This is a genomic window from Adlercreutzia sp. CNCM I-6215 (genome assembly GCF_977072315.1).
This window is the reverse complement of the sequence record NZ_CDRVMA010000018.1, coordinates 1-15,506: the sequence shown is the minus strand read 5'-3', so window position 1 is coordinate 15,506 and position 15,506 is coordinate 1. Positions and strand designations below refer to the sequence as shown.

7 protein-coding genes and 2 tRNA genes are annotated in these 15,506 nt (G+C 57.4%); 8 read left to right on the top strand and 1 reads right to left on the bottom strand.

The window, feature by feature from the left end; genetic code table 11:
• Positions 1-82 precede the first annotated feature (82 nt).
• Together gyrB and gyrA are read left to right on the top strand one after the other, a co-directional pair.
• The gene (gene gyrB, locus ACW4LP_RS11570; protein ID WP_114538855.1) at positions 83-2,026 is read left to right on the top strand and encodes a DNA topoisomerase (ATP-hydrolyzing) subunit B; all 1,944 of its coding nucleotides are present in this window, start codon (positions 83-85) and stop codon (positions 2,024-2,026) included.
• A 246-nt stretch (positions 2,027-2,272) separates the two neighbouring features.
• The gene (gene gyrA / locus ACW4LP_RS11565) at positions 2,273-4,876 is read left to right on the top strand and encodes a DNA gyrase subunit A (RefSeq protein ID WP_455803847.1); all 2,604 of its coding nucleotides are present in this window, start codon (positions 2,273-2,275) and stop codon (positions 4,874-4,876) included.
• A 299-nt stretch (positions 4,877-5,175) separates the two neighbouring features.
• Here the strand turns inward: gyrA and ACW4LP_RS11560 are convergent, their stop codons facing one another.
• Positions 5,176-5,688: a bifunctional nuclease family protein gene (locus ACW4LP_RS11560; protein WP_157011803.1), complete on the bottom strand. Its 513-nt coding sequence runs from the start codon at positions 5,686-5,688 to the stop codon at positions 5,176-5,178.
• A 438-nt stretch (positions 5,689-6,126) separates the two neighbouring features.
• Between ACW4LP_RS11560 and ACW4LP_RS11555 the strand changes: the two genes are divergently transcribed.
• The 6 genes from ACW4LP_RS11555 to ACW4LP_RS11530 all read left to right on the top strand — a co-directional run bounded on the left by ACW4LP_RS11555 (position 6,127) and on the right by ACW4LP_RS11530 (position 15,181).
• A tRNA-Ile gene (locus tag ACW4LP_RS11555) sits at positions 6,127-6,203 on the top strand.
• Positions 6,204-6,341: 138 nt separating this feature from the next.
• A tRNA-Ala gene (locus ACW4LP_RS11550) sits at positions 6,342-6,417 on the top strand.
• 582 nt (positions 6,418-6,999) lie between these two features.
• On the top strand, positions 7,000-8,082 hold the full coding sequence (locus tag ACW4LP_RS11545) for a hypothetical protein (protein ID WP_455803841.1): 1,083 nt from the start codon (positions 7,000-7,002) through the stop codon (positions 8,080-8,082).
• A 32-nt stretch (positions 8,083-8,114) separates the two neighbouring features.
• Positions 8,115-9,401 (top strand): MucBP domain-containing protein, encoded by a 1,287-nt coding sequence (locus tag ACW4LP_RS11540; RefSeq protein ID WP_455803840.1) that lies wholly within the window; start codon positions 8,115-8,117, stop codon positions 9,399-9,401.
• A gap of 15 nt (positions 9,402-9,416) precedes the next feature.
• The gene (locus ACW4LP_RS11535; protein WP_455803839.1) at positions 9,417-14,624 is read left to right on the top strand and encodes a Spy0128 family protein; all 5,208 of its coding nucleotides are present in this window, start codon (positions 9,417-9,419) and stop codon (positions 14,622-14,624) included.
• Positions 14,625-14,641: 17 nt separating this feature from the next.
• Positions 14,642-15,181, top strand: a complete 540-nt coding sequence (locus ACW4LP_RS11530; RefSeq protein ID WP_455803846.1) for a signal peptidase I — start codon at positions 14,642-14,644, stop codon at positions 15,179-15,181.
• Positions 15,182-15,506: the final 325 nt, after the last annotated feature.

The window sequence follows — 15,506 nt, the reverse complement described above, 5'->3', positions numbered from 1 at the left end:
CGATTTTCACATGCTATAATTGACACTCATTCGGCGCCCGCATCTGGGCGCGTTCTTTTGTTCCGAGAGCGAAGGAGTGTCAGTGGCAAACAAACCAGATCACTACGACGGTTCTGACATTCAAGTTCTAGAAGGACTTGAAGCTGTTCGCAAGCGCCCGGGCATGTACATCGGCTCCACCGGCCCCCGCGGTCTGCACCACCTGGTTTACGAGGTGGTCGACAACGCTGTGGACGAGGCCCTGGCCGGGTACTGCGATACCATCAAGGTGACCATCCATCCCGACAATTCCATCTCCTGCGAGGACAACGGCCGCGGTATTCCCGTGGACAAGCATCCCAAGGAGAAGATCCCCACCGTCGAGGTCGTGCTTACCATTCTGCACGCCGGCGGCAAATTCGGCGGTGAAGGCTACAAGGTTTCCGGCGGTTTGCACGGCGTCGGCGTTTCCGTTGTGAACGCCCTTTCCACGAAGGTGGAAGTGCAGGTGCGCCGCGATGGCAAGGAATACGAGATCGATTTCGATCACGGCAAGACCAAGACCAAGCTGCACGAGATCGGTAAGGCAAAGCACACGGGCACCACGGTCACGTTCTGGCCCGACCCCGACATCTTCACCGAGACCACGGTGTACGACTACGACACCCTGGCCGCCCGTTTCCGCGAGATGGCCTTCCTGAACCGCGGTCTGAAGATCATCCTCACCGACGAGCGCATCACCGACGCCGACGGCAACCCCCGCACTGAGGTGTTCCAGGCCATGGGCGGTATCGTCGACTTCGTGAAGTTCTTGAACGACGGCAAGGAGACCCTGAACAAGCCCATCTACTTCGAGGCCGAGAACGCCGACGGCACCGTGGAAGTGGCCCTGCAGTGGTCCAGCTCCTATTCCACCAACTCCGTCATGGCCTTCGCCAACAATATCAACACCCATGAGGGCGGCACGCATATGGACGGCTTCAAGCAGGCCATTACGCGTACCATCAACGATTACGCCCGCTCGAAGGGCCTTCTGAAGGAGAAGGATCCGAACCTCTCCGGCGAGGACGCCCGCGAGGGTCTGGCGGCCATCATCTCCGTGAAGCTGCACGATCCGCAATTCGAGGGCCAGACGAAGACGAAGCTCGGCAACACCGAGATCCGCCCGCTGGTGCAAAACGCCGTCGCCCAGGGCCTCGGCGAGTACCTGGAGGAGAACCCCACGCCGGCCAAGCGCATCATCGGCAAGGCCACCCAGGCGCTGAAGGCCCGCGAGGCTGCTCGCAAGGCTCGCGAGATGACCCGTCGCAAGAACGTGCTCGACTCGTTCAGCATGCCTGGCAAGCTCGCCGACTGCGCCAGCAAGGACGCCTCCCAGTCCGAAATCTTCATTGTAGAGGGCGATTCCGCAGGCGGTTCGGCCAAGCAGGCCCGCGACCGCAAGTTCCAGGCCATCCTGCCTCTGCGCGGTAAGATTCTGAACGTGGAGCGCGCCGGCCTGCACCGCTCGCTGTCCTCCGACACCATCAGCTCGCTCATCACGGCCATCGGCACCAACATCGGCGAGGACTTCGACGCCGAGAAGGCCCGCTACCATCGCATCATCATCATGACCGATGCCGACGTCGACGGCGCGCACATCCGCTGCCTGTTGCTGACGTTCTTCTACCGCTACATGCCCGAGCTCATCAACCTCGGCTACATCTACATCGCCCAGCCGCCCATCTTCGGCCTGAAGAAGAAGAATTCCCGCAGCCCGAAGGTCGAGCGTTACATCTACGACGAGAAGGCGCTGTCCGCCACCCTGGCCGAGTACGACGACCCCAGCAAGTTCGATGTTCAGCGCTACAAGGGCCTCGGTGAGATGGACCCCGAGCAGCTGTGGGAAACCACCATGGAGCCGGCAACCCGCACGCTTCTGCAGGTGAACATCGACGACGCCGTGGAGGCCGAGCGCGTGGTGAGCGAGCTTATGGGCGAGCAGGTGGAGCCTCGCAAGGAATTCATCCAGAAACACGCCCGCGACGTCCGCTTCCTGGATATTTAGGAGAGCTAAATGGCTGATAACTTTGACGAATTCGACGACGACCGCGACGAGGTAGAGGCCGCCGAGGAGGACGCCCTGTACCTGGCCGAGGAAGTGAACACCGACGATGAGGGCGACGATGACGCGGAACTCGCCAGCGCCAGCTCCACCCTCGATGAAGAAGAAGACGTGGAAGACGCCGACGAAGATGGCAACGAGCCCGGCTTCATCTCCGAGGAAGAGCGAGCCCGCTCGTTGATGGTGGACATGCCCAACCCCCACGGCTCCATCATCGAGGGCGCCAACGGCGGCGAGGGCACCATCGTGCGCGCAGCGTTTCTCGGCAAGGAGATGCAGACCTCCTTTCTCGAGTACTCCATGTCCGTTATCGTCTCCCGCGCTCTGCCCGATGTACGCGACGGCCTGAAGCCGGTGCATCGCCGCATCCTGTACGCCATGAACGAGTCCGGCTACACGCCGAGCAAGCCGCACATGAAGTCGGCCCGTACCGTCGGCGACGTGATCGGCAAGTACCATCCCCATGGCGACTTCGCCGTGTACGACACCATGGTGCGCCTGGCCCAGCCCTTCAGCCTGCGCCTGCCCCTCATCGACGGCCACGGCAACTTCGGCTCTATCGACGGCGACTCCGCCGCTGCCATGCGTTACACCGAGGCGCGTCTCGACAAGCCGGCTATGGAACTTTTGCGCGACCTGGACAAGGAAACGGTCGATTTCCAGCCCAACTACGACGAGTCGCTGCAGGAGCCTACGGTACTGCCGTCGCGCTTCCCGAATCTGCTGGTCAACGGCTCGAACGGCATCGCTGTCGGCATGGCCACCAACATCCCGCCCCACAACCTGGGTGAGGCCATCGACGCCACCTGCCTCATGATCGACAACCCGGACTGCACCACGGAAGACCTCCTCGGCGCCATGCCCGGCCCCGACTTCCCCACGGGCGGCCTCATCATGGGCAAGAAGGGCATTCTTGATGCCTACGAGACCGGCCACGGCAACCTCACCATCCGTGCGAAATGCGAGATCGAGGAAAAGAAGAACGGCCGCGCCTCCATCGTGGTGAAGGAAATCCCCTACCAGGTGAACCGCAAGCGCCTGCTGGAGAAGCTCGGCGAGCTGGTGCGCGACAAGAAGCTGCCCGAAATCAGCAACATCCACGACGCCGCCGACCGCAAGGGCATCGACATCATCATCGATCTGAAGTCCAACGCTATCCCGCAGGTGGTGCTGAACAAGCTGTTCAAGCACACCCAGCTGCAAGTGGGCTTCGGCTGCAACATGCTGGCCCTGGTGAACGGCACCCCGCGCGTGCTCTCGCTGAAGGAGATTCTTTTCTACTACATCGAGCACCAGAAAGACGTCGTCACCCGTCGCACCCGCTACGAGCTGGCCAAGGCCGAGGAGCGCGAGCACATCCTCGAGGGCTACATCATCGCGCTCGATAACATCGACGAGGTCATCCACATCATCCGCTCCTCCGAGACGGACAAGGAAGCCGCTGCGCGCCTCACCGAGCGCTTCGGTCTTTCCGAGAAGCAGACCAACGCCATCCTGGAAATGCGCCTGCGCCGCCTGACCGGCCTGGAGCGCACCAAGATCGAGGAAGAGTTGGCCGAGCTGCGCGAGAAGATCGCCTACTACAAACAGATCCTTGCCGACGAGAACCTGTTGAAGCAGGTCATCAAGGAAGAGCTGCAAGAGATCAAGAAGAAGTACAACACCCCGCGCCGCACCCGTCTGACCGGCGAGGCCAAGGATATCGAGGTGGAGGACCTCATCGCCGAAGAGAACATGGTCGTCACCATGACCAAGGCCGGCTATATCAAGCGCCTGCCCGTGAGCACCTACCGCCAGCAGAAGCGCGGCGGCAAGGGCATGCAAGGCGTGAACTTGAAGGACGCCGACTTCGTGGAGCACCTGTTTGTGGCTTCCACGCACTCCTACATGCTGTTCTTCTCCACCAAGGGCAAGGTCTACCGCCTGAAGGTGTACGAGATCCCCGAGGCCGGCCGTCATGCCCGCGGCACGGCCATCGTGAACCTGCTGCCGCTGGAGAAGGGCGAGTCCATCTCGGCCGTTATCGCCACGAAGGACTTCCCGGCCGAGGAGTTCCTCATGTTCGCCACGGCTCAGGGTAACGTGAAGAAGACCTCCATGGATCAGTACGACCGCACGCGCCGCGACGGCCTCATCGCCATCAACCTGAAGGACGGCGACGAGCTCATCTCCGTGAAGCGCGTGGCCAAGGGCGAGAAGGTCATCATGGTGTCCAGCGCCGGCAAGGCCATTCTGTGGGATGAGTCGGAGGCTCGCGCCATGGGCCGCGGCACCATGGGCGTGCGCGGCATGAACGTGCCGGCCGACGCTCACGTGCTCGGCATGGAAATCGCCAAGCCCGGCACTGACCTGTTCGTCATCACCGAAAAGGGCTACGGCAAGCGCACGAAGATCGAGGAATACCCCGAGCATCATCGCGGCGGCCAGGGCGTCTACACCATTACGATGACCCACAAGAAGGGCCTGCTGTCGGTCATGAAGATCGTCGGCCCCGATGACGAGATCATGATTGTCTCCGAGGACGGCGTCATTGTGCGCACCCCGGTGAAGGGCATCTCCGAGCTCGGCCGTTCCACCCAGGGCGTGAAGGTGATGAACGTCGCCGACAAGGACAAGGTGTGCGCGGTGGCCATCGCCTCCACCGGCAAGAAGAAGGCCAAGAAGGCGGCACCCGCCGACGAGAACCAGATGGGCCTGCTCGAGGAGGAGAGCGAGGAAGGCACTCTCGCCATCGACGACCTCGACGACCTCGACGACGATCTGGGCGACGAGGGAGAAGCGACGGAAGAGTAGCAAAACGTTAGAAAACGTGCTATAGTAGAAACACCAGCAAAGCCCGTCGTTTGGTTAACGGTTGAGCGGGCGGAGCGGGTTAACAACTTGAGGGACTAGTTGCTGCTAGTCCCTCTTGTCTATCCTCTCCATCCGTTGGTGCTTATACTCCCGCCACAGTGATAGCAAAGCTGTCACCACGTTGGCCATGGCGGCCAAAGCAATCAGGAATTCATTCATAGGCGAAACCTCCTTTGTAGTAGGTCCCGCCCGCACACGGACTTTGCTGGTTCAGTTATATTATCACAGATGAAAGAAAACTAAAGCTGTTCGATATCTCCGAAATCCTCGGGGGATATATGGTCGAGGAATGTCTTGAACGCCGCCAGTTCCTCTTCCGTCTGCTTCTCACCCTTGAAGAGAAACGGGAACGAAGAAGCGTCAAGTACCGTCTCTTCAATATAGAGCGGCGCATCTTGCCGAAGCGCCAGGGCAATGGCGTCGCTCGGCCGGGCGTCTAAGGTGATGAGTCGTCCTCCCTGGGAAAGAACCAGGTGCGCGAAGAACATCTGCCCCTTCGATCCGTAAATCACCATGGAATCGACGCGCGCATCCAAATTGGTGAGCGCATCTAGCATGAGGTCATGGGTCATGGGCCGCGCGAACTTCACATGCTCCAGTGCCATCCCGATTTGTGCCGCCTCGGTGGGGCCAATCCAAATGGGCACAACGCGCGCCTTCCCCGCTGGTGTCTCCTCTACGGGTTGCAGAACCAGCACGGACGGCTGGTTCTGCCCCGCCACCACCAATGTCAACACTTTCAACGGAACCATGCTTTGTCCTTTACTCTAGTTCGATGAGAACATGATTGCAGATTGAGCTTTCTATGTTTGATGTCTATTGTCTCATTGTTGAACCAAGCTTATTTAAACTTTTGGAATGTTTAACCGCTTAAGCCCATCTTCCGGTGACAAAAACATTGAGTCTAGGACGCGAAAAGCGACTTATACAGGCATTTCCGAAATAAAACAGGAGCAGGTTTGCCTGTATAACTCAAAATTCTTGCATCCTGGAGTTTCGAATGTCTGTATAAGTCGCTTTTCGCGCATCGAAAGGGAGGATGCTGTCACGGAAGGTGAAATAATTCATATTCTGATTAAGAGGATACTACTCGTGCCGTTCGCGGCGTGTCGTGTACGTTTTTGAAATCGGGAAAATTTTCCTTGACCTCACCTATGAAACAGGCTTAAGATAGTCAAGCACTTTTTCAAGGGCCCGTAGCTCAGTTGGTTAGAGCGCACGCCTGATAAGCGTGAGGTCGCTGGTTCAAATCCATTCGGGCCCACCATTACTTTGCGATAAACGCTCCACCGTGAGCCGAGTTAGCCGGTGGAGCGTTTATTATATTTCGGGCCAGAATCGGCCGATTTTCTTTAAACTGACGAAATCCCGAACGAGCAAAGTGATGACTGCTAGTGCATGCCATGGGGCGTTAGCTCAGCTGGGAGAGCGCGGGCTTTGCAAGCCTGAGGTCAGGGGTTCGATCCCCCTACGCTCCACCATAAACGAATCAGACGAACACCTTTGGGTGTTCGTCTTTTTGTAGCTGCCTGTTAAGGGAAGTAGAAGCAAGGAAGGGGACATGAGTCATCCCTAACGCATTGCCACTCGCTTAGCTGAGTGCCATTCGTTGAAAAGTAGTTATTGTTTGCCACAGATTGACTCCTTGCAGGGCGTTTTAATATAGTCATTACCCTGTCATTTACCTAGTCATCTTCTTTCGGGGTCTCTGTGAAATAGCGAAGAATCACCAGGTCAAAGCCTTGCAATTTGAAGAGAAGCCATAATTGTCTCATTTGTTGTCATTTTTGGCAGTAGACAAAAAATCTCAGATCAATAAAGTGATCCTTAGCATTGACAGAGAGCTAGCTTGCTAAAAGATGATTTGACGGGTAGACAATAGCCTGATGAGCCGTCTAAAATAGCAAGCAAGAGAGCAGGATTGCGAATCAGCTGACGAAGAGAGGCGGCTCTTCGCAATCAACGAGGAGAAGAGGATCGCCGACGCGCCCGAAGCCCCCGCTTCGCGCGCGTATAGGTGCATATAGCACCAGAGGCGATCGCGAGCAGCAGAGGAGACACAAATGAGGAAATCGGTCATGGGGGGTCTCGCTGAAAAGAGAATTTTCGGCCGAAGCCTTCTAGCCTTTACTCTTGCAGCTACGTTGGCTTTTCCGGCAGCGAGTCTTTCTTTCGTTGCCCAGGCCTTTGCCGATGACCCTTCGAATGGTGATGCGGCAGAAGCTCCTGCCGCTCCTGTAGTCGACCCGGTCAAGAGCGGCGAAATTCACGGCATCGATTTCATGACCCCCACAGCTGAAGATGGTATATGGGATCTCTTCCGCGTGGAAAACGGCGCGGGGAAGACCATCTATATAGAGGTTGAGAAAGACGGCAAAACCATCGCGCCGCGTTTCGCCTACGCTATTCCCGAGACGCAGGATACCGATCCCGAGGCAAAGGATGCCGACACTTCCGCGCCCGACTACGCTGGCGATGCCAACTCCTCTCGCATCGCCCAAATTGTCGCGCTGAAGATTGCACAGCCGGCTCCGGCGGCTCAGGATGCCGAGGCCCCAGCCTCGGTGCCGCAATCGTTGCATGACGTGTTTGGCGACCCGAACAATTTCCCTGCCTATACAGTGAAAGTGTTCGACGCGAAGCGCGGCGGTGACCCGTTGTACGCGGGCACTATTTGCCCCATCTATGCGAAGCTTGTCAACGACCCCGCCGTGCCGAATGAGGATGAGTGGAAGGTGCTCGGCATTCGCACGATCGATCCCAAAAACGACAAGTTCGCGGAAACGGTCGGCGCTGGTGCCAGCTACTATAAGAACCTCACGGGCGACATCCCCATTGTCTTCCAAAGCGCGGAAACCACCAAGGATGGCGAGCCCAAAGCCGAGGTGCAGGCCGCTGACACCACTCATGGCCAGCGCCTCGTCGTCACCTACGAGCAAGTTGACGCTGCCGCCATCTCCGGCGCCGTCAAGTACGTCGATGTCGATGGCAACATCATCGAAACGGAAATCGTGGAAACCTCGGCGAAGGCAAAGAGGTTGCTATCAAGAAGTCTTTCTTCAAGACGACTACCGATGAGGCCGGCCAGGAGACCACGCATTATTATCGCGTCATCCAGCGTCTCACCGGCTCCACCATCATGCTGACGCCCGAGCAGGCCACGAAGCAGATTCGCGTTATGGAAGTGAAGAACACCGAAGCCGGCGCCTATCAGGTCACCATTAACTATGTGGACGATAACGGCAATACGTTGTGGACCGACAGCGTAGATGTGAAGGGCAAGGGCTACCAATACACCCTGCCGAACTCCTTTTCGATGAGCGCTGTCACGAATGCAGCGGATGCGCCTACCACCGACCGCGACAAGGGACAGTGGGGCGTCAACTACTACACGCTGGATTCTTGGACCATCGAGACCAATGCGACGGACGACAATGTGGCCATTGGGGCCCGCTCGGCGGAGACCCAGCAGGGCAATCCCGTCGTCGCCTTCGAAGCGGGCGAGTATCCGGCCGGCCGCACGGTAACGGCGAAGTACGTCTCGCAGGCCACTACGAAGAAGGTCAACCTCACCGTGATGGAAATCAACGGTGAGACGGGTGCTCTTATCGATAAGATCCACTACGAAGTCACCCCGGAGCAGACGGCCACCTACACCCCGGCCCCGAAGAACGGTCTGGTGCCGTGGTCTGGCAATATGGAGCCCATCACCTACGCGTGGGAAGATCTGGAAAAGGGCACCGACGTGCTCCAGTACGTCTACTACGTGCCGGAGGACTACACGCCGGGCGATACCTACGACATCACCGTGCAGTACATGAACATCGCCAACAGCCAGATTCTCCGCAGTGAGACCATCACCATCGATCCCGAAACGAACGACTTCGTGAACATCCTCGGCGAGGAGCAGTTCGCGCTCGGCGATGACACCTACGTGCGTCTGGCGGGTCAGGAAACGGCCATCCGCCATGCCTACTTCTCACCGGCGCGTACCTACACCATTTACTACCGCGATGTGAACGACGAGCTCAGCGCGCAGATCACTATTCGCCGCACGCAGATCGTCGACACCGAGCGCGTGGTGACGGTGCCGGGCACCACAGTGATGACGGCCGCTCCGGTTGCTGCCGCCCCCGCTGCGGAAGGAGCCGCTGCCGATGCTACGGCGCCGGCAACGGTTGATGCCGGTGTGGGCACAGGCGATGCCGCCGCGGTCATCAACGACGATGACAATCCGCTGGCGACGCTTGGCGGCCAGGACACCGGTACTGAGCGCGCTATCGTCGACGACGAGAACCCGCTGTACTCCGGCCTCGCCCAAGACGTGGCGACTTCCGGCTCGGGCATGGCGCTGGTCGTAGCCACGGGCGCTATCGTTCTCGTGGTCGCCGGCCTTGGCATCTACTGGTGGATGCGTCGCCGCAAAAAGAACGAGCAAACCGCAACCGATTCGATGAACGCTTAAAGGGAGGAGGACGACATGACCAAGTTGCTGCAGAACAAATCGATCATCAAATTCTTGGGAATCGCCCTGTCGATCCTACTGATCGTCGCCCTTGTCCCCCAGATCAACATCGCCTACGGCTCCAAGGACGACGTCCTAGCCGACACGGGCACGGAAGAATCCGTCGAAGATACGGACGATCTGGAAGGCGCCGAAGGTGCGGAAAATGCTGAAGGTGAAGAGGAGGGGGTCCTCTCAGAAGAAAACGTTTTAGACGGTGCAACTCTCGATGGGGAAGAGCCGCCTGCAGGCGAAGAGGCCGGGATCATGGCGACGGCGCTCCCCGAGGAGAATCCCGACGCAGGCGCCGAAACTCCCGCGGATACGACTTCCACGGCGTTGGCCAACAACGAATCGCATACCATTGAAGGCGACGTGACCAACACCTCTAGCCCTCTGACCTTCAGCGGGAATGGAGCCTACACCCTCACCGTCAATGGCACGCTTCACAGCGACATCAGAGTGACCAGCGGCGCTACGCTGTCCATTGTGGGGGCAGGCACAATCCAGGGATCGGGTATCAGTTCTGTCATAGCGATAGTTGGTTCTAACAGCAAGGTCATTCTCGGCACAGAAAACGGTGTAGGACCAACCGTTACAGGTGGCAAAGGATCGGAGAGCCCTGGTAACTTCAACAACGGCGCAGGCACGGTAGGCGGCGGCGTTTTTGTGAACGACGGGGCTAGCTTCATCATGCACAGCGGCGCCATCACCAAGAACGAAGCGGGCGCTGGTGGCGGTGTATTCGTGTGGAATGGTTGTCACTTCGAAATGACGGGCGGCGAGATCTCCAGTAACAAAGCAAAAGACCCCGATAAAACGGATGACTCCGATGGTCCTTTGCGTGCCCATGAAGGCGGCGGAATTTTTACTGACGCAAAAGACACCAAGATAACTGGTGGTTCCATCATTAACAATGAAACAGAGACTACTACCGACTGGGGCGGCGGTGGCATTTATATCAACAATAATGGCACCTTGATGATTCCCTCTGCCCTTATTACGAACAACAGCGCTGCTGGTCTGGGTGGAGGCGTTGCTGGCTGCCCTCATGCGAAAATTATTATCGGAGAGAAGGAAACAACCAGTGCAGGCCAGCTGGAAAGCAGCGCCGCAGTGTTCAAGAACACTGCTTCGGGAACGAGCTATCCTTTGAATACGGTGCTGCGGTTCAATGTTCCTGCGTCTGTTGTTTCTTCTGGTAAGAATGTTCCCTCGGGCGACTTCTTCCTTACTGGTATGGGCGAAGGCGAAATTGACAAATTACTAAACGGGGAGAATCCTGGCAACGTAGTCGATGGTAAGCTTACCTACGGATGGAGCACAAAATATACTCTTGAAAATAAGGATTATGTGAGCAAGTCTTTTAAGGTTGATCTTGCACAAGACTATTATTGTACTCTCGCGAGCTATGTTTCTGCGGATAATACTCTCGTGCGTGGGGATGGAGAAACTCTTGCTTGGCGGGGGTTCGAGGTTGGCATGCCTCCCGTGAACGGTTGTTCGGTGAGCGATACTGGATTGTGGTCAAGGGAAATCGGTATTCCTGTGGGCCAGAGCTATGAATCCCATGATGCTACCCTTTGCCTAACTAACACCGCCACTGCCGACGGTTCGAACATAGCTCGAAGCGTCATTATAACGGGAAACAAGAGCGGAACTCACGGCGGCGGTATTGCCTGCAATGGCGCGATCAAGTTCGGAAAGTTCGACAAAGAAGACAAAACCACCGTGAACCCTTACACGATCTCTCTGACGAAGAAGATCGTTAACAGTCTGGGTGATCCTCTACACATTGGTCCCGATGACGTTTTCCGTTTTGAACTAACTGACAAAGAAACTAATGAGACGTATGAGGGATACACCGAGAACGGTAATCTGCAATTTACATTACCTGGTTTCGATGCCGAAGGAGTGAAAGAGAAGACCTTCTCTCTGAAAGAGTGCTTAACCGACGAACAGAAAGAAGCGGGGTTTGTGTCCTCTATCCCCGACGGCATTGATGTTCTTGTCAATCTTAGCGTCAAAAAAGAGGTGGCTAGATATAAAGAAAAGGACAACAACGTTCTCCTGACTTCCACTACCTATACCACAGAGGTCAGCTCAGTGCAGATTGGCAATCAATCGGGTGACGATGCTGCAACAGTGACGAACACGCTGAATTTGAAGACGTCTGTGAACATTCCGGTGACGAAGATCGCTGATGGCATCGCGGCCGGGAGTTTCAAGTTCGGATTCAAGAAGATTGACAACATTGGTGAGGTTGTAAACGATCTGAGCAATCCTACGGCGTTGAAGCAGGCTAACAGTCTTATTGGTATAGCTACATCGGGTGATGCGACCGTTAAAGAGACCAAACAGCTTGCAGATTCAACAAAGCAGGTGGTTGAAGATAATACAGTTTCTTTCGATACCGAAGAATACACTGCTCCGGGAACGTACTGGTACGCCATTGCTGAGCAAAGCGGAGGTACCCAAAATGTTGCTAGCGGCGTGGATTACGATGGTACCGCTTATCTTGTGAAGGTTGATGTAACGCTGTCCACGGATAAGCGTAGCCTAAAAGCGCGCCCGACTATCTACAAGGCGGCCACCGGCGCAACCGCACTCGAAGATGCGACGACAGTTGGTGTCAAGTTCGAAAATGTTGCCATGAAGTATGCCGGCTTCAATCTGGGGCTGACGAAGCAGATTCTCACTACCCTTGGGAAAAACGTGCCCCTCGGCAACAGAACCTTCAGCTTTGCTCTCTACGAAGGCGAAAATCCGAGCGAAGAGGCGACTCCAGTTGCTGAGGGAGATACCGACGACGCCACCGGCAAGCTTGATCTTCAGATCGCCGATGGCAAGTATGCCAAGGAAGCCTTTGAGCAGAATGCTGCCGAGAATACGTTTACCTTTACATTGAAGGAGACGCCACTTGAAGGCGATGATGCAAGCTTCACGACGACCATTGAGCCTGCGACGGTGAAGGTGACTCTGGCTGCCGCTGGTGAGCGTACCTCTGACGAGAATGGTCGAGGCATCTACCTCGTGACCCCCACGGTGAAAACAGTGACCGTTGATGGCGTCGATGTCGAAGTCGCGAACAACGACATCACGGTCACCAACCGTTATGCGCCCAACGGAACTTGGCAGTTCCGGGCCGAGAAGTTCTTCTATGGGTTGGGCGAACCGAGTGACTGCAGCTTCTCACTGGTCGAGATTGAGCGGGCGCCTGGCGAGGACGAGGCGGTTTCGTCCATAGCCGTTAAGAAAGACCTTGAGAACAATGAGTTTACCCCTCTAGTTGCTAGCGTCGCTAAGGATCAGCTCGCCGCCGGCAATGCAGTCATTGAGTTCCCCGACATCACCTATGTCGCTGAAGGCAAGGGCAAGAACCAGCGCAACGACATCGGCGACCACTACTATCTGGTGACCGAAAACGGCGACGATGCCGCCAAGGACACGACGGCCTATGTCGTTAAGGTGACTGTGGCTGTTGACGAGAACGACCCCGCAAAGCTCACTGTCACAGAAACGGTGCTCGGCTACGCTGACGACCTCGATTCCGCGCTGAATCCGCTGGTTCTGCCGGAAGGTGAGCATCCGGCGTTCTACAACACCGACACCTATGACCTAATCAGCGCCGCCAGCTACAGCGTGTATGCGGCGAGCGGCGAGCCCGTCGACCAGGTGTGCTATGTTGACCCGAAGATCGTCAAGAACCTTGAGGGCCGCGCCATCAAGTCCGGTGAGTTCGCGTTCAAGCTCATCCAGGTGGCGAACTATAACGACACCGAGGGCGAGCTCATCTCCGCCACTACCAACGATGAGTTCGGCATGGTCGACTTCGACAAGGCGAACAACGTCTCCGGCGACCTTGAGAACCCCAGCTGCCTAGCCTACACCAAGCCCGGCACCTACTACTACCGCGTCATCGAGGACACCAGCAAGGGCGGCATGAACGATCAGTCCGTGCTGTACAGCGACCAGGTGATCACCTTCACCACGGTCATCGAACAGGACGAGGCGACCGGCCAGCTGGTGTGCACCGATATGTACTACGGCTGGTGGGATGCTGCGGCCAACCAAAACGTCCGCTTCGACGAGCAGTACGCCGACTACGAGACCCAGCCGGGCAACATTGGCGATGTGTCGAAGCTGAACCCCGATTGGCACCCGACCATTAACAATAAGGCGCGCCCGATGGATCTGCAGGTGCGCAAGACCAGCGTGTCCGACCGCGATGAGGGTCTGGTGGGCGCCACCTATGCGCTGTACATGGTGAACGAGAACCCGCAGGGCGACATCTGGCTCGCTGAGGCGACCTCCGAGGAAGGCGGCTGGATCACCTATAAGAACGTGAGCCTTGCCACCAACAACCTGTACTACTTCAAGGAAACGGCCGCGCCCGCGGGCCACACGGTGAGCGAGTTTCGTAGCCCCTACTTCTATCTTGTGGAAGATGCGACCTCTGCTAACGGCTATGCCCTGAAGTACACCGATACGAAGTACTTCGATGCCGCAGAGACGGAGGCTGTTGCTGCTCCGATGGCCGCCGCCGAGCCCCAGGCTCTGCAGGCCGACAACGCCGCCCGTGCCGCTGCGGACGCAACTGATGACCAAACCCAGCCTGGCTACAGCGCCGACGGCAACATCCTGCTGACCTACGACCGCGACGGCGGCGTCTACGACGAAACCACTCAGATTGAGGTAAACAAGCTGGACACGCGCACTCACGAATGGGTGGAAGGCGCCAAGTTGGTCATCCTCGAGAAAGAGTCGGGCAAGGAAGTGGCCTCCTGGACTTCCGGCAAGGCCCCCGAGAAACTGGCGAAGACGCTGAACGTCGGCATCACCTACCTCCTGCGCGAGGTGGAGGCGCCGGGCGAGTATCGTCTGGCCAACGACGTCGAGTTCGTCATCGACAACTACGGCAACGTGACCATCACCAAGGGCACGGAAAACGGCAACGCCGAGCTGTCCGACAACACCATCACTCTGTACGACACCATGATGGACGCCGAAGAGGTCGAGCAGCGCGAGCGTGAAACCACCCGCGAGGTGCCGCTGGGCACGATTCTGGCCCAGACCGGCGATATGCTACCGATCCTGGGTATCGGTGCCATCGTGCTGGCGAGCCTGATCGCCCTTATCGTGGCCGCCCGCCGGCGCCGCCATGAAGAGAGGAGCGACGACTAGGGAAAACGGTGCCTGCAATGCAGGATGATCTCACAAGGGACGTTCAACGACGGCTCTCTCGGCTGCGCACGGTTTCTCGCTTGTGCTCGGTCGTAGGTGCTCTGCTTCTGGCGGTGGTTGCCCTGTTGGCTATCAGCGCAACGGTGGCGCCTCGCTTCATGGGGCTGCAATCCTATGCCATTGTGTCGGGGTCTATGGAGCCGTCGTTTCCCGTGGGTAGCCTCGTGTACGCCGAACCCATCGAGCCCGAGGCGTTAGCCGTGGGTGATGTGGCGGTCTTCTGGCGCAATGACGAAGTCGTCATTCACCGCATAGAGGAAAACCTTTACGAAGACCGCGAACTGATCACCCGCGGCGACGCCAACGAAGGCATCGATGCGCATCCGGCACTGTACGAAAACGTTGTTGGCCGCGCTGTGAACCAGATACCGGGCATCGGCTATTTCGTTATGGCGCTGGCATCACTGCCGGGAAAGCTCGTTTTGGGTTGGGTCGTCCTCATGGGAGCCGCCTTCTCCATAATCGGCACCGCCATAGCCTCCCTCGCGCGTCAGTAGCAACCAGAGTATGTGTTTCTGGTGCCGTTTGCAGGACGAAGAGCGCCGCCCGCCACAGGTTTATTTCGTTTAGGCTTCATTTTCGGCGTTCTTTACCATGTCATTAGCCTATCTGTTTCTTTTTGACAGGGTTGGGCACTCTTCCAAGAAACCGCAGTTCAAAGCCTTGAAATTCTGAGAAAAGTCATAATCGTTAAACTGATCGTCATTTTTGTCAGTGGATAAATGCGTACGGTACGCCTGAGCGGTGACTGTTCCACGCTACGCCGATGATGTATGTCCACAGCGCCGATGCCTGTTCCATGCAGCGCCGATAATCGGGAGG

Excerpts from the sequence above, each read along its gene's own strand:
- gyrA (WP_455803847.1), top strand. The coding sequence starts at position 2,273 with ATGCCCAACCCCCACGGCTCCATCATCGAGGGCGCCAACGGCGGCGAG.
- ACW4LP_RS11560 (WP_157011803.1), bottom strand. The coding sequence starts at position 5,688 with ATGGTTCCGTTGAAAGTGTTGACATTGGTGGTGGCGGGGCAGAACCAG.
- ACW4LP_RS11545 (WP_455803841.1), top strand. The coding sequence starts at position 7,000 with ATGAGGAAATCGGTCATGGGGGGTCTCGCTGAAAAGAGAATTTTCGGC.
- ACW4LP_RS11530 (WP_455803846.1), top strand. The coding sequence starts at position 14,642 with ATGCAGGATGATCTCACAAGGGACGTTCAACGACGGCTCTCTCGGCTG.
- ACW4LP_RS11540 (WP_455803840.1), top strand. The coding sequence starts at position 8,115 with ATGGAAGTGAAGAACACCGAAGCCGGCGCCTATCAGGTCACCATTAAC.
- ACW4LP_RS11535 (WP_455803839.1), top strand. The coding sequence starts at position 9,417 with ATGACCAAGTTGCTGCAGAACAAATCGATCATCAAATTCTTGGGAATC.